Raw genomic sequence first — 21,942 nt, 5'->3', positions numbered from 1 at the left:
TACCTCGTCCGAGCCGACAGGCAAGGGCGCGCGACCGGCCGCAGCCTGTGAGCTGGCGCGATCTTACTCCCGAAAATCACCAAGGTGCAACCTAGTGCAACCCTATCGAAAACCCTAACGCAGAGGTTGCACTTCTGCTCCACATGCCGGCGCGACTAGATCCGCAACGGGTCGATTTCCAACTGCCAGCGCACCCCCTTCACCTCCGTGCCAACCTCTGCGAAAGTCTGTACCCACTCGGCCACAAACCGTTGCAGTACAGGGCGCACGCTGGCTTCGACCAGCATCTGGGCACGCTCGCGGTTGAACACCCGCACCATCGACATCGGCACCGGATCATGCAGTTGCACCTCCGGCGCCAGGGTGCAGCGTTCGGCATGCCGGCGCGCGGCTTCCAGGAACTGCAGCGCCCGCTCCAGCTGCCCGTGTTCCGCGGTGACCAGCACCTGGAAGCAAAACGGGGGCAACCCGGCCTGGCGCCGCTCGCGCAACTGGCTGGCCGCGAATCCATCATAGTCATGGCGCGTCAGGGCCTGCAATGCCGGGGTATCGGGATAGCGGGTCTGGATCAGCACCTCGCCCGGCAGGCCGGCGCGCCCTGCCCGCCCGGCCACCTGCATCAGCGACGCAAACAGGTGCTCGGCGGCACGGAAGTCGTGGCTGAACATGGCCGCGTCGGGATGGACGATACCGACCAGGGTCACGCGCTGGAAGTCGTGCCCCTTGGCCACCATCTGGGTGCCGACCAGGATGTCGACTTCACCGGCATGGACCTCGTCGAACATGGCCTGTGCGCTGCCCTTGCGGCGCGTGGAATCGGCATCGATGCGGGCGATGCGGGCCTGCGGGAAGCGCGCCGCCAAGGCCTCTTCGATGCGCTGCGTGCCACGCCCCAGCGGCGCGATATCGACATTGCCGCAATCCGGGCAGTGGTGCGGCACGGGCGCCTCGAGGCCGCAGTGGTGGCAGCGCAGGCGCCGTTCGGGCCGGTGCAGCACCAGGTACGCCGAGCAGCGCGGGCAACCCGACAGCCAGCCGCAGCTGTCGCAGGCGATCACCGGCGCATAGCCGCGGCGGTTCAGGAACAGCAGGCTCTGCTCGCCGCGCGCCAGGCGTGCGTCGATGGCCTCCAGCAACGGCACCGACAGGCCCTCGAACAGGGCGCGCTGGCGCTGGCGCTCATGGTTCAGGTCGACCAGCCGCACCGCCGGCAGCGCCGCATCGGTCTGGGCGCGCTCGCGCAGCACCAGCTTGCGGTAGGTGCCCTGCCCGGCCCGCCACCAGGTTTCCATGGACGGCGTGGCCGAACCCAGCACCACCGCGATGCCGCGCTGCTTGGCGCGCCACACTGCCAGGTCGCGCGCGGAGTAGCGCAGCCCTTCCTGCTGCTTGTAGGAGGTGTCGTGCTCCTCGTCGACCACGATCAGCGCCAGCGCCGGCAGCGAGGCCATCACCGCCATGCGCGTGCCCAGCACGATGCGGGCCTCGCCGCGGTGCGCCGCCAGCCACTGCAGGCTGCGCTCCTGGTCGGCCAGGCCGCTGTGCAGCACCGCCAGCGGCAACTGCGGGAAGCGCGCGGCAATGCGGCTTTGCAGCTGCGGGGTCAGGTTGATTTCCGGCACCAGCATCAGCACCTGGGCCCGCGGGTCGCGCCCCAGCACCGACTGCATCGCATGCAGGTAGACCTCGGTCTTGCCGCTGCCAGTCACGCCGTGCAGCAGGAACGGGGCAAAGCCTTCGGCGTCGGCGATCGCCTGCACCGCGGCGCGCTGCTCGTCATGCAGCGGCGGCGCGGCCGACGGCGGCTGGGTGGGGTCGGTCGTCAACAAGGTGCGCGCGGTGCGGCTGGCCTCGACCAAGCCTGCGGCCTGCCATTCGGCCAGCCGCGACGGTGCCGCGGCACAAAGGGCACGCGCTTCCGCCAGGGGCAGCGGCTCGCCCGTGGCGGCGCGGTCGGACAGCGCCTGGGCCAGGGCCCGCACGCTGCGGGCGCGGGGCGGCACGGCCGCCAGCAAGGCCTCGGCCTGGTCCGGCAGCACGCGGTATTCATCGGTGCGGGCGCGCTGCGCCAGGCTGGGCCAGCTTTCAACCTCGCGCAGGGCGGGCGGCAAGGCCGGCAGCATCACTTCGCCTAGCCGGCGCTGATAGTAGCGCGCGGCAAAGGCTGCCAGCCCGATCCAGTCCGGCTGCAGCGGCGGCAGCCAGTCCAGCCGTTGCGCCACGGGGCGCAACTTGTCCACAGGCACTTCCGAGTCTTGCGCAAATTCGAGCGCGACGCCGACCATGCTGCGGCGGCCGAACGGCACCACCACCAGGTCCCCGGGCGCGATGTCGGCGATGGCGAGGTAGTCGAAGCAGTCGTCCGCGGGCGTGTCGAGCGCAACCCGTATCACCGGCGGCGACGACAACGCCACCCGTGCGGCGGCTGGCGCCGTGGACTCGGGAAGGAGGGTGCCGCTATCGGGCAGCATGCACGGCTTGAAGGTGCATCGCCGGGGGGCAAGGCTGGGTCCACTGACAGCCTGCCCGGCCATGGCGGAGGGTTGGTGTGCGGCGCAGCATCAACTTAAAGTAAAACTTCAAATGTGGCCCTAAGTCGATGATAGATGACTGGTTTTCCACTAATTCCACGGCCCCTGTGGATAACTTTGTTGAAAAGTCGCTTTGCCTGGCCCGGAAGCCCCGAGAAACAAGGGATCCACTGGCATCGACCCCTACTTTGCAAATCTTCCAAAGCCTTAAAAATCAAGGGCTTGCAAACATCCCCCAGATAGGTTAGGGAATAACCCTGTCCTGCACTGCGGCAAACCTATCGGTGTGCATAAGTCAAGTGCCGCCAATCAACCCAGCACACCTTTTTGGTGACTCTTGGCGAAAAAGTTAACTTGACACGGTACGCCCGCGCGGCTCGCGCAGCACTGGGTACGGGCCCGGCCGGGACGTTGCAGCGCGGGGCGGCGCCGCATCGCCCTGCCGGGCTGCATACCGCGACCGTCACTTTACTGCTGTGCGCAGCTGGCGGCTGTGCCGGTGCACCTCGTCGACCAGCACGGAAACACTCTCCGGGGGCGTGAACTGCGAAATCCCGTGGCCGAGGTTGAAGACATGGCCGTCGCTGCCGCCGCCGGCGGCATAGCTGTCCAGCACGCCACGCACCTGCTCGCGGATCGCGGCCTCGGGCGCAAACAGGACGGTCGGGTCGATATTGCCCTGTAGTGCCACGCGGCCGCCGGTGCGCCGGCGCGCTTCGGCCAGGTTGACGGTCCAGTCCAGCCCGATGGCATCGGCGCCGGTGTCGGCCAGCGCTTCCAGCCACAGGCCGCCGCCCTTGGTAAAGACGATCGCCGGCACTTGCTGTCCGGCGTGCTCGCGCTTCAGGCCGGCCAGCACGCGGCGCATGTACGCCAGCGAGAACGCCTGGTACATGCCGTCGGCGAGCGCCCCGCCCCAGGTGTCGAAAATCATCACCGCCTGCGCGCCCGCCTCGATCTGCGCGTTCAGGTACGCCGTGACCGCCTGCGCATTGATGTCGAGGATGCGGTGCATCAGGTCGGGACGGCCGTACATCATCGCCTTGACCGTGCGGAAGTCGTCCGAGCCGCCGCCTTCGACCATGTAGCAGGCCAGCGTCCAGGGGCTGCCCGAGAAGCCGATCAACGGCACGCGCTGACGGCCGTCCTGCACCAGCGCGCGGCGGATCTCGCCCACGGCGTCGAACACGTATTGCAGCGATGCCATGTCGGGCACGGCCAGCTTCTGCACGTCGGCTTCGGTGCGCAGCGGATGCGCGAAGCGCGGGCCCTCGCCCTGGGCGAACGACAGGCCCAGGCCCATTGCATCCGGCACCGTCAGGATGTCAGAGAACAGGATGGCCGCGTCGAGCGGATAGCGGTCCAGCGGCTGCAGTGTCACTTCGGTGGCATAGGCCGGGTTCTTGGCCAGCCCGAGGAAGCTGCCGGCGCGCGCGCGCGTGGCGTTGTACTCGGGCAGGTAGCGGCCTGCCTGGCGCATCAGCCACAGAGGCGTGTATTCGGTCGGCTGGCGGCGCAGCGCGCGCAGGAAGGTATCGTTCTGCAGTGCGGTCATGGTCATCCTCGTAAGACCGCCATTCTAAGGGATGGCCGCACGCGGATGCCGCTCAGACGTCGTCGATCATCCCCGCGAACGCCGACGCGGCGCGACGCATCCATTCCCGCGCGCGCTCGGCCTCCGGCTGCAGCCGGGCGAAGCCGTGGGTCATGCCGCTGGCCTCGATGGTGATGACCGGGGCGTCGTGGCGCACCAGGAAGTCGGCATAGGCCAGGCCGTCGTCGCGCAGCACATCGTGCGCCGCCACCATCAGCACGGTGGCCGGCGGCCGCACCGGCGGCGCGGCCATCAGGTGCACGCGCGGATCGGCGTGGGCAGCGCCCTGCGCCAGGGCCTCGGCACCGATGAACTGGGTCCAGAACCACGCCATCTCGTCACGCGTCAGGCCGGGGCCATCGGCGAAGGCGCGATAGCTTTCGGTGCTGAGCACCGGCGCCGCGACCGGATAGATCAGCAGCTGGGCGTCGACCCGCACCGCCTCGCCGGCATTGAGCCGCTGCGCGGCCTGCGCCGCGAGGTGGCCGCCGGCGCTGTCGCCGGCCACCGCCAGGAAATCGGGCGCCAGCCCCAGCGACTGACGCTGGCCGGCCAGCCACACCACGGCTTCGGCGGCATCGTCGCAAGGCGCCGGGAAGGCGTGCTCGGGGGCCAGCCGGTAATCGACACTGGCCACGGCGCACCCGGTATCGGCCGCGAGCAAGGCCGCGACGGTGTGGTGCGTCTGCGTCGAACCAACCACCCAGCCGCCGCCGTGGAAGTACACCAGCAGCCGTGGCGCGGCCACGCCGGCCGGACGGAACAATCGTGCGCCCAGCGTGCGTCCGGCCAGCGCCACTTCGAGCGGCTGCACCACAACGCCCTCCGGATCCGGCCGCAACGAGGCGGCGGCGATCTCGGCGAAGCGGGCGCGCTGCGCCGGGACGTCGGCCGGCGCCGGCTCCGTGGCATAGCGTTCGGCCAGGCGGCGGTAATAGGCGAGCAGTTGCGGATCGATGGCCATGGTCGGCGGCAAAGGGGTAATCAGTAGGGATAAAAGAAACGGCGGGAATCAGGCCCCGCCGAGCTGGCGCGTCAGCTCGATCTTGCTGCAACAGTCCTGCACCGCCAGCAGCCCGGCATCGGTGGCACGACGCACCGCCTGGTCGTTGATGATGCCAAGCTGGAGCCAGACCCCACGCGCGCCGATGGCGATGGCCTCGTCGACCACACCGGGTGTGTCCTCGGCGCGGCGGAAGATATCGACCCATTCGATCGGGGCGCCTGCCGCCGCGGCGGCGTCGGCGGCCTCGCGCAGCGTCGCGTGGCAGGTCTGACCCAAGATGCGTTCGCCGGCATGGCGCGGATTGACCGGCACGATGCGGAAGCCGTGGCCCTGCAGGAATTCGGCGACCTCATGGCTGGGCCGCTCCGCACGGTCGGACAAGCCGACTACGGCTACGGTCTTCATCGCCAGCATGGCTTGTATGGCTTGCTGCATCTCGGGCGGCATTGCGTCTCCGGGCTGTGGAGGTGAGTGACCAGATGACCGCCGGGCTGCATCGCAACGGGGACGCAACTCCGGCGGCCATTGAATCGTAACCGCAATTGTCACGCAGGATTTGGTGCGGAAACGAACACAGAAATCACGGATATAAAGATAATCCCGCAACACATGGCGGCGCAAAACGTGACGGCAAGGCGCGAAAATATGCCGATCACGCCGGATTTTAGGCGCTCCGGCTTTCAACTTCTTTCAAACCGATACATTTTGTTACTGCCATGCCCGGGAGTTTCCCCCACAATGCATTGACACACCCGCTGGGCGGGCGTGGCGCCCCGGTAAAAATGGCCGTGCAGACTAAAGGGGCGTGCTGAAGAAAGCCTTTTTGTAGCGTTTCCGGCAGTAACCCGATTTTCCGATCCAGCGTAAAGCTTGCTGGACCGGAGCACCAGGAAGACCGTTGCAGCGCGTGGCCTTTGCGGCCTGTGAGCGGATATTTGGATATCCGGTGCGCCTTGCTTGTCGACCTGGACCGAACCCGTTCCTTCGAATTGACCCCTCGAAGGGATTTTCCCGTCCGCGCGGAGCCTCCCCGGCCCGCGCGCTTTTTTTTGTCCAGGCGCGGCCAAAGCATATCGCCGCGCTTACAAAAAAGGCAGCCTCGCGGCTGCCTTTTTAAATGTCGCATCGAAAAAACAACAACGCGACAGTCCTGCTCGATGCTTACTTCTTCCGACGCAGACGGGCAATTGCTGCCAGTTGCGCCGCGGCCACGGCGAGTTCGCTCTGGGCGCGTGCCAGGTCGAGATCGCTGCTCTGGTTCTGCATCAGCTCTTCGGCCGCGCGCTTGGCTTCCTGGGCCTTGGCTTCGTCCAGGTCGCCACCGCGAATCGCGGTGTCGGCCAGCACAGTGACGTGCTTGGGCTGCACTTCGAGAATGCCGCCGGCAACGAACACGAACTCTTCGCTGCCGTCTTCCTTCTCGATGCGCACCGCACCCGGCTGGATGCGCGTGATCAGCGGCGTGTGGCCCGGCAGGATGCCCAGCTCACCCGACTCGCCCGGCAGCGCCACGAACTTCGCCTGGCCGGAGAAGATCGACGCTTCCGCGCTGACGACGTCTACAAGAATGGTTGCCATATCTGATCCTTTCTCCACTCACTTCGCTTCCGACGGCAAAACGCTTTACGCGATTTACCGTCGCCCCCGCGAACGCGGGGGCCCAGTGACTTTGGAACGACGTTCAAAGACGCTGGGTTCCCGCTTTCGCGGGAACGACAAGCAAGGCTTACTGGAGCTTCTTGGCCTTCTCGAAGGCCTCGTCGATCGAGCCGACCATGTAGAACGCCTGCTCGGGCAAGTGATCGCACTCGCCGTCGACCAGCATCTTGAAGCCGCGGATGGTTTCCTTCAGCGGCACGTACTTGCCCGGCGAACCCGTGAACACTTCTGCCACGTGGAACGGCTGCGACAGGAAACGCTGGATCTTACGGGCGCGGTTCACTGCCAGCTTGTCTTCCGGCGACAGTTCGTCCATGCCCAGAATCGCGATGATGTCGCGCAGTTCCTTGTAGCGCTGCAGGGTCTGCTGCACGCGGCGGGCGACTTCGTAGTGCTCGGTGCCGACCACTTGCGGGTCCAGCTGGCGCGAGGTCGAGTCGAGCGGATCGACGGCCGGGTAGATACCCAGCGCGGCGATGTCACGCGACAGCACCACGGTCGAGTCCAGGTGCAGGAAGGTCGTTGCCGGCGACGGGTCGGTCAAGTCATCTGCAGGCACGTACACGGCCTGGATCGACGTGATCGAGCCGGTCTTGGTCGAGGTGATGCGCTCTTGCAGCTTGCCCATTTCCTCGGCCAGCGTCGGCTGGTAGCCCACTGCGGAAGGCATACGGCCCAGCAGTGCCGACACTTCGGTACCGGCCAGGGTGTAGCGGTAGATGTTGTCGACGAAGAACAGGATGTCACGGCCTTCGTCGCGGAAGCGCTCGGCCATGGTCAGGCCGGTCAGCGCCACGCGCAGACGGTTGCCCGGCGGCTCGTTCATCTGGCCGAACACCATGGCCACCTTGTCGAGCACGTTCGAGTCCTTCATTTCGTGGTAGAAGTCGTTCCCTTCACGGGTACGCTCGCCCACGCCGGCGAACACCGACAGACCGCTGTGCTGCTTGGCGATGTTGTTGATGAGCTCCATCATGTTGACGGTCTTGCCCACGCCGGCGCCACCGAACAGGCCCACCTTGCCGCCCTTGGCGAACGGGCAGACCAGGTCGATCACCTTGATGCCGGTTTCGAGCAGGTCAACGGAAGGCGACAGTTCGTCGAACTTCGGTGCCTTCTGGTGAATCGCACGCAGTTCGTCCGAAGCGATCGGGCCGGCTTCGTCGATCGGGCGACCCAGCACGTCCATGATGCGGCCCAGGGTGCCGTGGCCAACCGGCACCGAAATCGGGGCGCCGGTGCTCTTCACCGACATGCCGCGGCGCAGGCCGTCCGACGAGCCCAGGGCAATGGTACGCACCACGCCGTCGCCCAGCTGTTGCTGGACTTCGAAGGTCAGGCCCTTCTCGGCGAACGAGGCATCGCCGGATTCTTCCAGCACGAGCGCGTCGTACACCTTCGGCATTGCGTCGCGGGGGAACTCGATGTCCACCACGGCGCCAATACACTGCACAATATTTCCGATACTCATTTCGTATCTCCGATAGCTTGAATTCGTGACGCCTTAGACCGCAGCTGCGCCGCTGACGATTTCCGACAGTTCCTTGGTAATCGCGGCCTGACGGGTCTTGTTGTAGACCAGTTGCAGTTCGCCGATCACGTTCTTGGCGTTGTCGGACGCAGCCTTCATGGCCACCATGCGCGCCGATTGCTCGGACGCCATGTTCTCGGCCACGGCCTGGTACACCAGCGCCTCGACGTAGCGGACCAGCAGCTCTTCCACGACGGTCTGGGCGTCAGGCTCGTAGATGTAGTCCCACGAGTAGGCGCGCTTTTCTTCTTCGGTCTGCGACAGCTTGTCGGCGGCGAGCGGCAGCAGCTGCTCAACCATCGGTTCCTGCTTCATCGTGTTGATGAACTTGGTGTACGCCACGTACACCGCGTCGACTTCACCATTGGTGAAGGCGTCGAGCTGGACCTTGATCGCGCCGATCAGCTTTTCCAGATGCGGGGTGTCACCGAGGTGCACCACGTGCGAAACCACCTTGGCGCCGATACGGCCCAGGAACTGCATGCCCTTGGTGCCGATGGCGGTGGCTTGCACATCCACGCCACGGCCTTGCAGGGCCTTCAGCTCATTGGTCACCGAGCGCAACACGTTCGTGTTCAGGCCGCCGCACAGCCCCTTGTCGGTCGTGACCACGATCATGCCGACGCGCTTGACTTCGCGCTCCTGCATGAACGGGTGCTTGAACTCGGGGTTGGCCGTAGCCAGGTGCGCCGCAATGTTGCGCACCTTCTCGGCATAGGGACGGGCGTTGCGCATCCGCTCCTGCGCCTTGCGCATCTTGGACGCGGCGACCATCTCCATCGCCTTGGTGATCTTGCGCGTGTTCTGCACGCTCTTGATCTTGGTTCGAATCTCTTTCGTTCCGGCCATATCTTCCTCTCCATCCGAACCATCGCCGCGCCGGCGTGAGCCAGGCGCGGCGACGATGTCGTGGAATTACGCGGTTAGAACGCGGCGGACTTCTTGAAATCCTCGACAGCGGCACGCAGGGCGGCTTCATCTTCCTTCGAGAGCTGCTTGGTCTCTTCGATGCGGTTGATGAGGTCGGCGTACTTGGTCTTCAGGTGGTCGTGCAGGCCCTTCTCGAACGGCAGGATGTCCTTCACTTCCACGTTGTCGAGGAAGCCGTTGTTGGCGGCGAACAGCGAAGCCGACAGCTGCCACACTTGCAGCGGCTGGTATTGCGGCTGCTTCAGCAGTTCGGTCACGCGGCGGCCGCGCTCCAGCTGCTTGCGGGTGGCATCGTCCAGGTCCGAGGCGAACTGCGCGAAGGCAGCCAGTTCACGGTACTGGGCCAGGTCGGTACGGATACCGCCGGACAGGTTCTTCACCACCTTGGTCTGCGCAGCACCACCGACGCGCGACACCGAGATACCGGCGTTGATGGCGGGGCGGATACCGGCGTTGAACAGGTCGGTTTCCAGGAAGATCTGGCCGTCCGTGATCGAGATCACGTTGGTCGGCACGAACGCGGACACGTCGCCGGCCTGCGTTTCGATCACCGGCAGCGCGGTCAGCGAACCGGTCTTGCCCTTGACGGCGCCGTTGGTGAACTTCTCGACGTAGTCGGCGTTCACGCGGGCGGCACGCTCCAGCAGGCGCGAGTGCAGGTAGAACACGTCGCCCGGGTAGGCTTCGCGGCCCGGCGGGCGGCGCAGCAGCAGCGACACCTGGCGATAGGCCCAGGCTTGCTTGGTCAGGTCGTCATAGACGATCAGCGCGTCTTCGCCGCGGTCGCGGAAGTACTCGCCCATGGTGCAGCCGGCGTAGGCGGCCAGGTACTGCATGGCGGCCGAGTCCGAAGCGGCGGCGGCGACGACGACGGTGTATTCCATCGCGCCGTGCTCTTCCAGCTTGCGCACCACGTTGGCGATCGTCGAAGCCTTCTGGCCGATTGCCACGTACACGCAGAAGACGCCCTTGCCCTTCTGGTTGATGATGGCGTCGACGGCGACGGCGGTCTTGCCGGTCTGGCGGTCGCCAATGATCAGCTCGCGCTGGCCACGGCCGATCGGCACCATCGCGTCGATCGACTTCAGGCCGGTCTGCACCGGCTGGCTCACCGACTGACGCGCGATCACGCCCGGGGCGACCTTCTCGATCACGTCCGTTTCCTTGGCGTTGATCGGGCCCTTGCCATCGATCGGCTGGCCCAGCGTGTTGACCACGCGGCCCAGCAGTTCCTTGCCCACCGGCACTTCCAGAATGCGGCCGGTGCACTTGACCGTGTCGCCTTCGGAAATGTGTTCGTACTCACCCAGCACCACGGCGCCGACCGAGTCGCGCTCGAGGTTCAGCGCGAGGCCGAAGGTGTTGCCGGGGAATTCCAGCATCTCGCCCTGCATCACGCCAGACAGGCCATGCACGCGGCAGATACCATCGGTCACGGAGATCACCGTGCCGGTGTTGCGCACTTCAGCTTCGGCGCCAAGGCCCGAGATGCGGGTCTTGATCAGCTCGCTGATTTCTGAGGGGTTCAGTTGCATCACAATGCTCCTAATTCTTCAATCCGCCGGACGGCCGCTCAGGCGGCGGTCAGCGCGGTTTGCATGGCTGCCAGGCGCGCACGCACGGAGGTGTCGAGCACTTCGTCGCCAACCTTGACGCTGACGCCGCCGATCAGGGACGGGTCCACCGCCACCTGCGCGTACAGCTTGCGGCCGAACTTGCGTTCGAGGGCGGCGACGAGGTCGTTCAGCTGACCATCTTCCAGCGGGAAGGCGCTGGTGATTTCAACGTCGGACGACCCTTCGCGGGCATTCTTGAGCGCATGGAACTGTTCGGCGATGTCGGGCATCACCGTCAGGCGGTTGTTGTCCACCAGCAGTTGCACGAAGCGGCGCGCTTCGTCGCTGACCGGGGACTTCAGCACCGACACGAACAGTTCGGCCAGCTTGGCGCCGGGAACGTTCGGATCGTCGGCGACCGCCTTCATGTCGGGATTGGCGGCAACCTGCCCCATTTCCGACACCAGCTCGGACCATGCACCCAGGTTGCCTGCGCTCGATTCACTGGCGACGCGGAACAGCGCCTCAGCGTAGGGACGGGCAATGGTTGCGGTTTCAGCCATGATTAGAGCTCAGCCTTGAGTTGATTGAGCAGGTCGTTGTGGACCTGCGCGTTCACTTCACGCTTGAGGATCTGCTCGGCACCCTTGACGGCCAGCACGGCAACCTGGTCGCGCAGTTCTTCGCGCGCGCGGGTAACCTGCTGTTCGGCTTCGGCCTTGGCCTGGGCAATGATGCGTGCGGCTTCTGCCTGGGCGTTCTGCTTGATCTCGTCGGCCGTCAGCTGGGCGCGCTTCTCGGCGTCAGCGACACGTTGAGCGCCTTCGGTGCGGGCTTCGGCCATGGCCTGGTCCACACGCTTGTTGGCGAGTTCAAGCTCGGCCTTGCCCTTCTCGGCAGCGGCGAGGCCATCGGCGATCTTCTTTGCGCGTTCGTCGAGCGCCTTCACCAGCGGCGGCCAAATGAATTTGGCAACAACCCACCACAGGATGAAGAACACGACCATCTGCGCAAAAAACGTTGCGTTCAGATTCATGGTGTGTTCCTTTCGGTAATCAAACTACAGATAAATGCACAAAAGGCGGCCAGGCTGGTGGCCCGCGCCGCCCGTCAGCATCATGCAGACCGAAAAGAATTACTGGATGACAGCCAGCAGCGGGTTGGCAAACGCGAACAGCATTGCAACACCCACGCCGATCAGGAATGCCGCGTCGATCAGGCCGGCCAGCAGGAACATCTTGGTTTGCAGCGGGTTCATCAGCTCAGGCTGACGTGCGCAGGCTTCGATGTACTTGCCACCCATCAGTGCGATACCCAGGCAGGCGCCGATAGCGCCCAGGCCGATGATGATGCCGATACCGATGGCGGTCAGACCCTGGATGTTGGCGAGAAATGCTTGCATGATGACTCCTTTAATTTAGAGAGACTTAGAACCAAAAAACCAAAAACCAAAAAACCTAAAACCTTGAACCTGCGCTGACCGATGACGATCAGTGGTGATCGTGAGCCTGGCCGATGTACACCAGCGTCAGCATCATGAAAATGAACGCTTGCAGCAGCACGATCAGAATGTGGAAGATCGCCCAGACTGCGCCGGCAATGACGTGGCCGACAAAGCCCAGCGCCGACAGGTCGGCACCGAACGTCCAGATGGAGCCCAGCAGCGCGATCAGCAGGAACACCAGTTCGCCGGCGTACATGTTGCCGAACAACCGCATGCCCAGCGACACGGCCTTGGCCAGGAATTCGATGATGTTCAGGACCAGGTTGAACGGGGCCAGGTACCACTTGGCGCCGAACGGGGCCGAGAACAGCTCGTGCATGAAGCCGCCCGCGCCCTTGATCTTGAAGCTGTAGTAGATCATCAGCACCAGCACGGCGCACGACATGCCCAGCGTGCCGTTCAGGTCGGCCGTGGCCACCGCGCGGTGGTGGGGGATATGGATGTGGAAGATCTCGAGGACCTTGTTCAGGCCGGTGACCCAGTCGACCGGGATCAGGTCGATGGCGTTCATCATGGTGATCCAGCAGAACACCATCAGCGCCAGCGGGGCGATCCACGAACGGTCGCCATGGATGATGCCCTTGGCCTGGTCGTCGACCATCTCGACGATCATCTCGACGAAGGCCTGGAAGCGGCCCGGCACGCCCGCGGTGACGCGGCGCGCGGCGGCATACAGGAACAGCACGGCGATGGCGCCGCACAGCACCGACCAGAACACCGTGTCATAGTTGATCACGGAGAAATCGACCACCGACGCCTGCTTGCCGCCGACCGAGTTCAAGTTCTGCAAGTGTTCGGCGATATAGCCGGAGGGTGTCAGCACGTGTTCCGCGCTTTGGGTAGCTTCTGCCATTGTCGAATCGAACGGTATATTGCGAAATCTTCGGGCCGCGCGCCGCTGTTCTGTGCAGCGCCCGGTACGCGTCTTGCATCACCTTCGGCGGATTCGCCGGTCACCGCGATGCAAGCGGGTTTCCAACCTTGGCCGTGTCCGGTGTCAGCGCCATGAAATCCGCCGCAACCGTCACGGAAACTCTTGATATTCCGTCTTGGTGCCACCACTTGCAAAGGAAGCACCGTTTTCAAGCAGCGGTCCTAGCGCAACGCCAGGGCCACTACCCAGTATGTCTTCAGCGCCAGCAGGAACGTGACCAGCATCGGCACCCAGCGCAGATCGCGGTACAGCACCACGACCAGCACCAGCAGCGCCACCGTGGCAAAGACCTTGATCGCCTCGCCCAACACCAGTCCGCCTACCGAAGCGCGATCGCGCGCCAGCCACAGGCGGAAGGCGAAGAACCCGCTCGGCACGAAGCACGCCATGCCGCCGAACAGCGCCGACCATCCATATGGTCCCGGCTCCTTCGCAAACAGCGCCCAGCACAGTGCCGACAGCAGGGAAACCGCCACCTGCGCCAGGACAACCTTGCCCGGGGTCATGCGCGAAGGACGCAGCGCGCGCTCGCCAAACAGCGTCACCGCCTCGGCATGCGACAGCGGATCGACAGCCTCTTCCTCACGGTCCGCGCCTTCTCTCCAGTCGTCCCAGTCATCTTCCTGACGGGACCCGGCGCCTCGTTGCTGACGGTCTCGCACCACCACCTGCCTGCCTTATCCGGGCCGGAACTTTTCGGCCCGACCAGAATTCAAACCGCACGATTTTAAGGGGAACTACGGATTCGCGTCAATCTGCTTACATTTACCTTGCAGTGCGTTGCGCACAACGGTTGCCATCACGATTGCATGATGGCTGCGCAAAAATTGCGCGGCAATGATGTTTGACGTAATTGGATTGCGCAGTGAACCCTGCGCATGATGGGGGATTACCGGTCGGACACAAGGTATACCGCGGATCGTCCCGACCAGTGCTGCGTGCGCGCAACAGTCGCCGCAGCAATGGCCGTTAATCGCGCAGTAAATCAGGCAGCCTGCTGCCCTTCGCGCGATTCGCGCAGGCGCGTCAGCACCCCTTCGAGCGCATCGTTGTTGCTGAAGTGGATCGTCAGCTGGCCCTTGCCGCGTGGCGACAGCTTGATCTGCACCGCCAGCCCGAGCGCATCCGACAGCTCCTCTTCCAGCCGCGCCACGTCGCGCACGTTATTGGCGCCTTTCTGCTTGAGCGACTTCAGGTCGAACGGCTTGAGCGTCGACGCCACCAGCTTCTCGGTCTCGCGCACCGACAGCCGCTTGTTGACGATCTGGTTGGCCAGCGTGATCTGGTTGGCACCGTCCAACGCCAGCAGCGCGCGCGCGTGGCCCATGTCGAGGTCGCCGGCCATCAGCATGGTCTGCACCGGCGCAGCCAGGTTCAGCAGGCGCAGCAGGTTGGACACCGCGCTGCGCGAGCGGCCCACCGACTCGGCCGCCTGCTCGTGCGTGAAACTGAACTCGCGGATCAGGCGCATGATGCCCTGCGCTTCTTCCAGCGGATTCAGGTCTTCGCGCTGGATGTTCTCGATCAGCGCCATCGCCGCCGCGGCTTCGTCGGCCACATCCTTGACCAGCACCGGCACCTTGTCCAGCCCGGCCAGTTTAGAGGCGCGGAAGCGCCGCTCGCCGGCAATGATCTCGTAGCGGTCGGGTTCGGCCACGCGTCGCACCAGGATCGGCTGCATCAGCCCCTGCGCGCGGATGCTCGCGGCCAGCTCTTGCAGCGCGCCCTCGTCCATGCGCGTGCGCGGCTGGTACTTGCCCGGCTGCAGCTGGTTCAGGTTCAGCACGGTGGGCGCGCCCTCCTGCTTGACCGACTCGACGATTTCAGCGGGCCCGCCCAACAGCGCTTCCAGGCCGCGGCCCAGGCCCTTCTTCTTTGCAGTGCTCATGCTCTTGCCCTCTCCTTCAGCCCAGCTGCCGGACCCGCGCGATCATCTCGGCGCCGAAGTCCAGGTACGCCTTGGCGCCCTTCGATGACGGATCGAACGCCACGCCCGGCATGCCATAGGACGGTGCCTCGGCCAGCCGCACATTGCGCGGGATCAGGGTCTTGAAGACCTTTTCCCCGAAGTGCGATTCCAGTTGCGCCGACACTTGCTGCTGCAGCGTCACGCGCGGGTCGAACATCACGCGCAGCAGGCCGATCACCTGCAGGTCGCGGTTCAGGTTGGCGTGCACCTGCTTGATGGTATTGACGAGGTCCGACAGCCCTTCCAGCGCAAAATACTCGCACTGCATCGGCACGATCACCCCATGCGCCGCGCACAGGCCGTTCAGCGTCAGCAGTGACAGCGACGGCGGGCAATCGATCAGCACGAAGTCATAGTCGCCGTCGACCTCCGCGATGGCCTGGCGCAGCCGACGCTCGCGCTGGTCCAGTTCGACCAGCTCCACTTCCGCTCCGGCGAGTTCGCGGTTGGCCGGCAGCACGTCGTACTTGCCGGTTTCGGAGCGCTGGCGCGCCTGCGCGATGCCGGCCAGGCCGACCAGCACCTGGTACACGCTGGTTTCCAGCGCCTGCTTGTCGATGCCGGAGCCCATCGAGGCATTGCCCTGCGGGTCCAGGTCGACCAGCAGCACGCGCTGGCCCTGCGCCGCCAGGCCAGCGGCAAGGTTCACCGTGGTGGTGGTCTTGCCTACCCCGCCCTTCTGGTTTGCGATCACGAATACCTTGGCCATAAGCTCCTGCGGCTCCTGCTTCAAATCATCCGGCCAGCACGCGGCTGGCAGTTCGCGGCGCGCTTGCGCGGCACCGCGGCGTAGGTCATGCGGGGGTGCCCGCGCGGCGCGACAGTACCACCAGGTGGCGCTCCGCCTCCAGCCCGGGCACGGTCAGCCGCGGCACGGCGTCGACCTGCCATTGCGCCATCAGTCCGGCGGCTTCCATGCGGTCCAGCTCGGCCTGCGGATACACCCCCTTCATCGCGATCAGCTTGCCGCGCGGCGCGAGCAGCTGGCCCGACAGGCTGACAAAATCCGTCAGCTCGGCAAACGCGCGCGAGGTGATCACGGCAAAACCGTCGGCATCGTCCAGCTTCTCCACCGGGCCCCAATGCGCGGCGGCATTGGACAAGCCCAGTTGGGCGCGGCACTGGGTCAGGAAAGCGGTCTTCTTCTGCACGATGTCGACCATCAGCACCGATACATCCGGACAGGCGATGGCCAGCGGCAGGCCCGGCATGCCGCCACCCGAGCCCACATCGAGCACCCTGCCCCGCGCCGGTGTATCGACTTCGGCGGCACGGGCGGCTTCGGCCAGCGCCGGGACCGCGGCAAGGGAATCCAGCAGGTGATGCGTAAGCATCTCGTCGGGATGGCGGATGGCGGTCAGGTTGTAGACGCCATTCCATTTGCGCAGCAGTGCCAGGTACGCGAACAGCGTGTCGATCCGGGCCGGCGCCAAGGCCAGCCCGATCTCGACCAGGCCCGCTTCAAGGCGACGACGCTGCGTGGCGTCGTCGGTCATGGTGGGTCGCGGTGCGGGCACTCTCAGGCAGCCTCTTCACCGTTGCCGGACGATGCGGCGTCCGCACGGCCGCGCCCCAGCCCCTTCTTCTTCAGGTGTACCAACAGCAGCGAGACCGCCGCCGGCGTCACACCCGAGATGCGCGATGCCTGGCCCAGCGTTTCCGGGCGATGCTGGTTCAGTTTCTGGCTGACTTCAAAACCCAGCCCGCGCACTTCGGTGTAATCCAACCCTTCCGGCAGGCGCGTTGATTCGTTGGCTTCCAGCTTGTCGACTTCGGCCGCCTGGCGGGCGATATAGCCGTGGTACTTGATGCCGATTTCGATCTGCTCGCGGATCTGCTCCGCCAGCATCGGCTCGGCATCCAGCGGGGTCTCGGGCGCATGGCGGCCGCCCTGCAGCGCCATCAGGGCTTCGTAGCTGACTTCCGGGCGACGCAGCAGGTCGGCCAGGCTGTACTCGCGCTCGATCGGCTTGCCCAGCAGCGGCACCGCCTCCTCGGCCGGCAGCATCGCCGGGTTCACCCAGGTGCTCTTCAGGCGTTCTGTTTCACGTGAAACAGCGTCGCGCTTGCGGTTGAACGCATCCCAGCGCGCATCGTCGACCACGCCCAGTTCGCGGCCAACCTCGGTCAGCCGCATGTCGGCGTTGTCTTCCCGCAGGCTCAGGCGGAATTCCGCCCGGCTGGTGAACATGCGATACGGCTCGGTCACGCCCCGCGTGATCAGATCGTCGACCAGTACTCCCAGGTAAGCCTGGTCGCGGCGCGGCGTCCACGCATCGCGCTCGCGCACGTAGCAACCGGCATTGATACCGGCCAGCAGGCCCTGCGCCGCGGCTTCTTCATAACCCGTCGTGCCGTTGATCTGGCCGGCGAAGAACAGGCCCCGGATCGCCTTGCTCTCCAGCGATGCCTTCAGGCCGCGCGGATCGAAGTAGTCGTACTCGATTGCATAGCCGGGACGCAGGATATGGGCGTTCTCCAGGCCACGGATCGAGTGCACGAGTTCCAGCTGCACGTCGAACGGCAGGCTGGTCGAGATCCCGTTGGGATAGAACTCGTTGGTGGTCAGGCCTTCTGGCTCCAGGAAGATCTGATGGCTTTCCTTGCTGGCAAAGCGATGAATCTTGTCCTCGATGCTGGGGCAGTAACGCGGCCCTACCCCCTCGATCACGCCGGTGTACATCGGCGAGCGGTCCAGCCCGCTGCGGATAATGTCGTGGGTACGGCTGTTGGTATGGGTGATCCAGCACGGCAGTTGCTGCGGGTGCTGTTCAGGCCGGCCCAGGAAGGAGAAAACCGGCACGGGATCGAGATCGCCGGGCTGCTCTTCCATCACCGAAAAATCGATGGTGCGCCCGTCGATGCGCGGCGGCGTGCCGGTCTTCAGGCGGCCTTGCGGCAGCTTCAGGTCCTTCAGGCGTGCCGACAGCGACACCGCAGCAGGGTCGCCGGCGCGGCCGCCGGTGTAGTTATCCAGGCCCACGTGGATCTTGCCGTCCAGGAAGGTACCGGCCGTCAGCACGACCGCGCGCGCACGGAAGGCGATGCCGACCTGCGTCATGGCGCCGACGACACGGTCGCCCTCCACCATCAGGTCGTCGACGGCCTGCTGGAACAGCATCAGGTTCGGCTGATTCTCCAGCCGCGTGCGGATCGCCTTGCGATACAACACCCGATCTGCCTGGGCGCGCGTGGCACGCACGGCCGGTCCCTTGCTGGAATTCAGGATACGGAACTGGATGCCAGCCTCGTCCGTAGCGGCGGCCATGGCGCCGCCCATGGCGTCCACTTCCTTGACCAGGTGCCCCTTGCCGATGCCCCCGATCGACGGGTTGCAGCTCATCTGCCCAAGCGTCTCGATGTTATGGGTCAGCAGCAGCGTCTGGCAGCCCATGCGGGCCGCGGCAAGGGCGGCTTCAGTGCCGGCATGGCCACCGCCGACGACGATGACATCGAATTCTTTCGGGTAAAGCATGGGACACCTCCTCCGGGAGGCTGGCGGGAAAATTCGGGAATGCGAAATTATAGCGGCATTCGAGTTAGCGCTTTCCGGCGGACACCATGTTTCACGTGAAACATGGCGCTTACGGTACGTCATCAGTCGTCTGAAAGCGACGTTGTGTTTCACGTGAAACAAAAAGGCCGGGCGCAAGGCCCGGCCAGATGTTTCACGTGGAACAAGCGCCTCAGAGTTGTGAACGGATATACGCCGCTACTTGCTCGGTCAGCTTGCCCAAGTCTCGCTGCAGCGAGACGAAGCCGGCATTACGCTCGCGAGTCAGCTCATCCATGTACAGCGGTCGCCGGATCTCGATCTGCAGGCTGTTGCGCCGCTCTGCCGGCCGCCCGATCTGCGCGATCAGCTGCACCCCCTTGTACGGATCGTTGCGTGCCACGGTGTAGCCCATGCCGCGCAGTTCCCGCTCGACCAGATCTACCAGCCCCGGCTCGCAGGTCGTGCCGTCGCGATCGCCCAGCACAAAGTCGGCCAGCGGATGCGGGCTGGCGATCTTCAGGCGTTCGTAGGCGTTGTTGGGCATGGAGTGCAGGTTCAGGTGCCAGAGCGCCCCAAAACCCGCGTAAGCACCCTCCACGGCCTCGGCCAGCGCCGCATGGTACGGACGATAGTAACGCTCGATGCGGGCCTGAACTTCTGCGACTGACAGCATGCGGTCGTAGATCGGCGTGGCCGCATCGATCCGGCTCCAGATCAGCCCGTAGCCCAGCTGCGTCTTCGGCCCCGGGGCCAGCCGCGTCGGCCACGTGCCATCGACCTGCGCCGGGTCGATGTCGTCGACCATACGGTTCGGGTCGATATAGACGCGCGGGAAGGTCGCCGCCAGCAGCGTGCCGCCCGCCGCGGGCACGGCCTGCCACAGCGCATCCACATGCGTATCCTCGCCGCCGCGCAGGCGCGCGGCGGGCACCGCGGCGCCAAAGTCAGCCGGGTACGCGGTCCCACTATGCGGCGAGTCGCACACCAGCGGCAGGGCCTCCCCTTCCGGCAGGCGCACGATCACCGGCGGCAGCGCGGCCGCGTGGTTGCTTGCTTCCGCCATAACTCAGTCCAGCTTGATCTCGGCGGCCTTGGCGACGCGAGCGTAGCGCGCCATGGCCTGCTGGATCTGTGCCTTGAACTGCTCCGGCGTAGTCGGCACCAGGGTGCCGCCGGACTCTTCCACCTTGCGCTTGAACTCAGGGTTCTGCATGGCCTTGTGGATCGCCTGGTTCAGCCTGGCGACGATGGCGGCCGGCGTATTGGCGGGCGCGACAATGCCGAACCAGCCGCCCTCACCCATGTCCTTGAAGCCCAGTTCGGCGTAGGTCGGCACGTTGGGCAGCTGCGCGGAGCGGGCAGCACCCAGCACCGCCAGCGCGCGCAGCCGGCCGGCCTTCACGTGCGGCAGCGTCGACGACAGGTTGTCGGTGATGGCGTTTACCTGCCCTGCCACGGCGTCGTTCAGCGCCAGCCCGGCGCCCTTGTAGGGCACGTGCAGCAGGTCGATCTTGGCCAGCATCATGAAGTTCTCGATGTTGACGTGGCCCAGCGAGCCGGCCCCCGGCGACGCGAAGCTGTACTTGCCGGGGTTGGCCTTGGCAAGGGCGATGAACTCTTGCATGGTCTTGGCCGGCACGCTCGGGTGCACCGCGAACACGCTGGGAATCGCCACCACGTTGGTAACCGGGGCAAAGTCCTTGATCGGGTCGTACTTGAGCTTGGGATAAACGGCAGGATTGGAGCCATGCGTGCTGACCGTGGCCATGCCGATGGTGTAGCCGTCCGGCGTGGCATTGGCGACCTGCTCCATGCCCAGCGAGCCTCCGGCGCCGCCCTTGTTTTCCACGACGATCGACTGCCCCAGCTCGCGGCCGGCAAACTCGGCCACCAGGCGCGCCGACAGGTCGGTGGAGCCGCCGGCGGCAAAAGGCACGATCAGCCGGATCGGACGGGTCGGGTAGTTGGCCTGCGCCAGCGCGCTACCGGCAAAGACCAGCGTGGCGGTGGCGGCGGTGCCGGTAAGCAGCAACTGGCGGCGGGACATCCGGGCTCGGATCATGGGGTTTCTCCTGTTGGTGTTTTGTGCATGAACCGGGCGAGTGTCAGCCGTTTACCAGCCGGGCGCAAACGACTATATTGCACCTTTGCATTACCAAAGATCATCCTTGCGCCGGTGGCGGGAAACCGCCCTGCCCCGCTCTCCGCCCCTCCCTCCGCCATGCGGTTGCATTCCCCTTCGATGTCCGAGCTGCACGCCTTTGCCACCGCGGCGCGGCTGGGCAGTTTTACGCGCGCGGCGGAGGAACTGTGCGTGACGCAGGGAGCGATCAGCCGCGCCATCGCCCGGCTGGAAGCGCATTTCGGCCAGCCGCTGCTGCAACGCAATGCGCACCGGCTGGGACTGACCGACGCCGGCCGGCAGCTGCTCGATGCCGTGGCCGAGCCGCTCGCCGCCATCGAACACGCCAGCGCCGCCTTGCGCGCCGGCGACCGCCGGCACCATCTGACCCTGTCGGTGGTGCCCACCCTCGCCAGCGTCTGGCTGGTGCCGCGGCTGCCGGATTTCCACCGTCGCCACCCGGAAATCCGGCTCGACTTCGTCCCCTACCAGCGCGACGAAGACTTGTCCGGCCCCTCGCCCGACGCCGCCATCCTGGCCGGTGAAGCCGGCAAGTGGCCTGGCCTGCAGGCCGACTACGTGGTCGGCCGGGAAATGGTGCCGGTCTGCCACCCGGACCGCGCGCGCGCCCGTCGCGAGGCCGGCCGCTGGCGATCTCCCGCCGAGCTGCTGGACGAGCCCCTGCTGTACCACACCACCGCGCCGGCGAACTGGCAAAACTGGCTGCAGGCCGCCGGCGTACCCAACGCTGCGCCCCGGTTATCCACAGCGTTCGACCAGGTCTCGATCCTGATCCAGGCGGTGCGTGCCGACATGGGCGTGGCCGTGCTGCAGCGCTGCCTGGTGCGCGAGGAAATTGCGGCGGGACGCGTGGTGGCGCCGTTTGACCTGCCGATTACGCTGCAACGCGGCTATTTTCTGTGCGCGCCCAGGGAGCGGCGCGATCATGCAGCGTTGAATTGCTTTCGCGCATGGCTGCTGGAAACTGCAAGCGCGGATACGGCCAGGGAGAACGCCAAATTATTCAGCGTATGACTAGATCGACGGCTGGCAGTAACGTCATCATCCATCACACGAATGTTGATCGCCGCGATATCAGCACTATGGATG

20 protein-coding genes are annotated in these 21,942 nt (G+C 65.5%); 1 reads left to right on the top strand and 19 read right to left on the bottom strand.

Going from position 1 to position 21,942, the window contains the following annotated elements; translation table 11 throughout:
- Nucleotides 1-155 precede the first annotated feature (155 nt).
- The 19 genes from U9J39_RS21605 to U9J39_RS21515 all read right to left on the bottom strand — a co-directional run bounded on the left by U9J39_RS21605 (nucleotide 156) and on the right by U9J39_RS21515 (nucleotide 20,772).
- On the bottom strand, nucleotides 156-2,471 hold the full coding sequence (locus U9J39_RS21605) for a primosomal protein N' (protein ID WP_326348007.1): 2,316 nt from the start codon (nucleotides 2,469-2,471) through the stop codon (nucleotides 156-158).
- Nucleotides 2,472-2,994: 523 nt separating this feature from the next.
- Entirely contained in the window at nucleotides 2,995-4,092 is a 1,098-nt protein-coding gene (hemE, locus tag U9J39_RS21600) for a uroporphyrinogen decarboxylase (RefSeq protein WP_326348006.1), read from the bottom strand.
- 46 nt (nucleotides 4,093-4,138) lie between these two features.
- The gene (locus tag U9J39_RS21595; protein ID WP_326348005.1) at nucleotides 4,139-5,089 is read right to left on the bottom strand and encodes an alpha/beta hydrolase; all 951 of its coding nucleotides are present in this window, start codon (nucleotides 5,087-5,089) and stop codon (nucleotides 4,139-4,141) included.
- A 48-nt stretch (nucleotides 5,090-5,137) separates the two neighbouring features.
- Nucleotides 5,138-5,578 carry a CoA-binding protein gene (locus U9J39_RS21590; RefSeq protein WP_115711331.1) on the bottom strand — a complete coding sequence of 147 codons (441 nt, stop codon included), beginning with the start codon at nucleotides 5,576-5,578 and terminating at the stop codon, nucleotides 5,138-5,140.
- 714 nt (nucleotides 5,579-6,292) lie between these two features.
- Nucleotides 6,293-6,709, bottom strand: a complete 417-nt coding sequence (locus tag U9J39_RS21585; protein ID WP_010811262.1) for a F0F1 ATP synthase subunit epsilon — start codon at nucleotides 6,707-6,709, stop codon at nucleotides 6,293-6,295.
- Nucleotides 6,710-6,857: 148 nt separating this feature from the next.
- On the bottom strand, nucleotides 6,858-8,261 hold the full coding sequence (gene atpD / locus U9J39_RS21580; protein ID WP_115678922.1) for a F0F1 ATP synthase subunit beta: 1,404 nt from the start codon (nucleotides 8,259-8,261) through the stop codon (nucleotides 6,858-6,860).
- 33 nt (nucleotides 8,262-8,294) lie between these two features.
- Nucleotides 8,295-9,170 carry a F0F1 ATP synthase subunit gamma gene (gene atpG, locus U9J39_RS21575; protein ID WP_092316767.1) on the bottom strand — a complete coding sequence of 292 codons (876 nt, stop codon included), beginning with the start codon at nucleotides 9,168-9,170 and terminating at the stop codon, nucleotides 8,295-8,297.
- Between the two features lie 74 nt (nucleotides 9,171-9,244).
- The gene (gene atpA, locus U9J39_RS21570; protein WP_018006200.1) at nucleotides 9,245-10,786 is read right to left on the bottom strand and encodes a F0F1 ATP synthase subunit alpha; all 1,542 of its coding nucleotides are present in this window, start codon (nucleotides 10,784-10,786) and stop codon (nucleotides 9,245-9,247) included.
- 38 nt (nucleotides 10,787-10,824) lie between these two features.
- Nucleotides 10,825-11,370 (bottom strand): F0F1 ATP synthase subunit delta, encoded by a 546-nt coding sequence (locus tag U9J39_RS21565; RefSeq protein WP_115711333.1) that lies wholly within the window; start codon nucleotides 11,368-11,370, stop codon nucleotides 10,825-10,827.
- Between the two features lie 2 nt (nucleotides 11,371-11,372).
- Nucleotides 11,373-11,843 carry a F0F1 ATP synthase subunit B gene (locus U9J39_RS21560; RefSeq protein ID WP_062795846.1) on the bottom strand — a complete coding sequence of 157 codons (471 nt, stop codon included), beginning with the start codon at nucleotides 11,841-11,843 and terminating at the stop codon, nucleotides 11,373-11,375.
- A 99-nt stretch (nucleotides 11,844-11,942) separates the two neighbouring features.
- Nucleotides 11,943-12,209: a F0F1 ATP synthase subunit C gene (atpE, locus tag U9J39_RS21555; RefSeq protein ID WP_011299478.1), complete on the bottom strand. Its 267-nt coding sequence runs from the start codon at nucleotides 12,207-12,209 to the stop codon at nucleotides 11,943-11,945.
- An 88-nt stretch (nucleotides 12,210-12,297) separates the two neighbouring features.
- Nucleotides 12,298-13,164, bottom strand: a complete 867-nt coding sequence (gene atpB / locus U9J39_RS21550) for a F0F1 ATP synthase subunit A (protein ID WP_115711335.1) — start codon at nucleotides 13,162-13,164, stop codon at nucleotides 12,298-12,300.
- 242 nt (nucleotides 13,165-13,406) lie between these two features.
- Nucleotides 13,407-13,913, bottom strand: a complete 507-nt coding sequence (locus U9J39_RS21545; RefSeq protein WP_326348003.1) for an ATP synthase subunit I — start codon at nucleotides 13,911-13,913, stop codon at nucleotides 13,407-13,409.
- A gap of 317 nt (nucleotides 13,914-14,230) precedes the next feature.
- Nucleotides 14,231-15,133: a ParB/RepB/Spo0J family partition protein gene (locus U9J39_RS21540; protein ID WP_115711339.1), complete on the bottom strand. Its 903-nt coding sequence runs from the start codon at nucleotides 15,131-15,133 to the stop codon at nucleotides 14,231-14,233.
- Nucleotides 15,134-15,149: 16 nt separating this feature from the next.
- Nucleotides 15,150-15,923 carry a ParA family protein gene (locus tag U9J39_RS21535; RefSeq protein ID WP_062795850.1) on the bottom strand — a complete coding sequence of 258 codons (774 nt, stop codon included), beginning with the start codon at nucleotides 15,921-15,923 and terminating at the stop codon, nucleotides 15,150-15,152.
- Nucleotides 15,924-16,008: 85 nt separating this feature from the next.
- Nucleotides 16,009-16,710 carry a 16S rRNA (guanine(527)-N(7))-methyltransferase RsmG gene (rsmG, locus tag U9J39_RS21530; RefSeq protein WP_115678925.1) on the bottom strand — a complete coding sequence of 234 codons (702 nt, stop codon included), beginning with the start codon at nucleotides 16,708-16,710 and terminating at the stop codon, nucleotides 16,009-16,011.
- 23 nt (nucleotides 16,711-16,733) lie between these two features.
- Nucleotides 16,734-18,689, bottom strand: a complete 1,956-nt coding sequence (gene mnmG, locus U9J39_RS21525) for a tRNA uridine-5-carboxymethylaminomethyl(34) synthesis enzyme MnmG (protein ID WP_326348002.1) — start codon at nucleotides 18,687-18,689, stop codon at nucleotides 16,734-16,736.
- Nucleotides 18,690-18,900: 211 nt separating this feature from the next.
- On the bottom strand, nucleotides 18,901-19,773 hold the full coding sequence (locus tag U9J39_RS21520) for an N-formylglutamate amidohydrolase (RefSeq protein WP_326348000.1): 873 nt from the start codon (nucleotides 19,771-19,773) through the stop codon (nucleotides 18,901-18,903).
- 3 nt (nucleotides 19,774-19,776) lie between these two features.
- Nucleotides 19,777-20,772, bottom strand: a complete 996-nt coding sequence (locus U9J39_RS21515) for a tripartite tricarboxylate transporter substrate binding protein BugE (protein ID WP_326347999.1) — start codon at nucleotides 20,770-20,772, stop codon at nucleotides 19,777-19,779.
- 159 nt (nucleotides 20,773-20,931) lie between these two features.
- On the opposite strand from U9J39_RS21515, the gene U9J39_RS21510 reads away from it, so the two are divergent.
- Nucleotides 20,932-21,867 (top strand): LysR substrate-binding domain-containing protein, encoded by a 936-nt coding sequence (locus U9J39_RS21510; protein WP_116311908.1) that lies wholly within the window; start codon nucleotides 20,932-20,934, stop codon nucleotides 21,865-21,867.
- The last annotated feature ends 75 nt before the right edge of the window (nucleotides 21,868-21,942 follow it).

The sequence above is a fragment of the Cupriavidus sp. SS-3 genome (assembly GCF_035818815.1).
GTDB lineage: Bacteria > Pseudomonadota > Gammaproteobacteria > Burkholderiales > Burkholderiaceae > Cupriavidus > Cupriavidus taiwanensis_C.
Note: the sequence above shows the minus strand (reverse complement) of the source record. Positions and strands in the feature narration are given on the sequence as shown.

Excerpts from the sequence above, each read along its gene's own strand:
- U9J39_RS21605 (WP_326348007.1), bottom strand. The coding sequence starts at position 2,471 with ATGCTGCCCGATAGCGGCACCCTCCTTCCCGAGTCCACGGCGCCAGCC.
- hemE (WP_326348006.1), bottom strand. The coding sequence starts at position 4,092 with ATGACCATGACCGCACTGCAGAACGATACCTTCCTGCGCGCGCTGCGC.
- U9J39_RS21595 (WP_326348005.1), bottom strand. The coding sequence starts at position 5,089 with ATGGCCATCGATCCGCAACTGCTCGCCTATTACCGCCGCCTGGCCGAA.
- U9J39_RS21590 (WP_115711331.1), bottom strand. The coding sequence starts at position 5,578 with ATGCCGCCCGAGATGCAGCAAGCCATACAAGCCATGCTGGCGATGAAG.
- U9J39_RS21585 (WP_010811262.1), bottom strand. The coding sequence starts at position 6,709 with ATGGCAACCATTCTTGTAGACGTCGTCAGCGCGGAAGCGTCGATCTTC.
- atpD (WP_115678922.1), bottom strand. The coding sequence starts at position 8,261 with ATGAGTATCGGAAATATTGTGCAGTGTATTGGCGCCGTGGTGGACATC.
- atpG (WP_092316767.1), bottom strand. The coding sequence starts at position 9,170 with ATGGCCGGAACGAAAGAGATTCGAACCAAGATCAAGAGCGTGCAGAAC.
- atpA (WP_018006200.1), bottom strand. The coding sequence starts at position 10,786 with ATGCAACTGAACCCCTCAGAAATCAGCGAGCTGATCAAGACCCGCATC.
- U9J39_RS21565 (WP_115711333.1), bottom strand. The coding sequence starts at position 11,370 with ATGGCTGAAACCGCAACCATTGCCCGTCCCTACGCTGAGGCGCTGTTC.
- U9J39_RS21560 (WP_062795846.1), bottom strand. The coding sequence starts at position 11,843 with ATGAATCTGAACGCAACGTTTTTTGCGCAGATGGTCGTGTTCTTCATC.
- atpE (WP_011299478.1), bottom strand. The coding sequence starts at position 12,209 with ATGCAAGCATTTCTCGCCAACATCCAGGGTCTGACCGCCATCGGTATC.
- atpB (WP_115711335.1), bottom strand. The coding sequence starts at position 13,164 with ATGGCAGAAGCTACCCAAAGCGCGGAACACGTGCTGACACCCTCCGGC.
- U9J39_RS21540 (WP_115711339.1), bottom strand. The coding sequence starts at position 15,133 with ATGAGCACTGCAAAGAAGAAGGGCCTGGGCCGCGGCCTGGAAGCGCTG.
- U9J39_RS21535 (WP_062795850.1), bottom strand. The coding sequence starts at position 15,923 with ATGGCCAAGGTATTCGTGATCGCAAACCAGAAGGGCGGGGTAGGCAAG.
- rsmG (WP_115678925.1), bottom strand. The coding sequence starts at position 16,710 with ATGACCGACGACGCCACGCAGCGTCGTCGCCTTGAAGCGGGCCTGGTC.
- mnmG (WP_326348002.1), bottom strand. The coding sequence starts at position 18,689 with ATGCTTTACCCGAAAGAATTCGATGTCATCGTCGTCGGCGGTGGCCAT.
- U9J39_RS21520 (WP_326348000.1), bottom strand. The coding sequence starts at position 19,773 with ATGGCGGAAGCAAGCAACCACGCGGCCGCGCTGCCGCCGGTGATCGTG.
- U9J39_RS21515 (WP_326347999.1), bottom strand. The coding sequence starts at position 20,772 with ATGATCCGAGCCCGGATGTCCCGCCGCCAGTTGCTGCTTACCGGCACC.
- U9J39_RS21510 (WP_116311908.1), top strand. The coding sequence starts at position 20,932 with ATGCGGTTGCATTCCCCTTCGATGTCCGAGCTGCACGCCTTTGCCACC.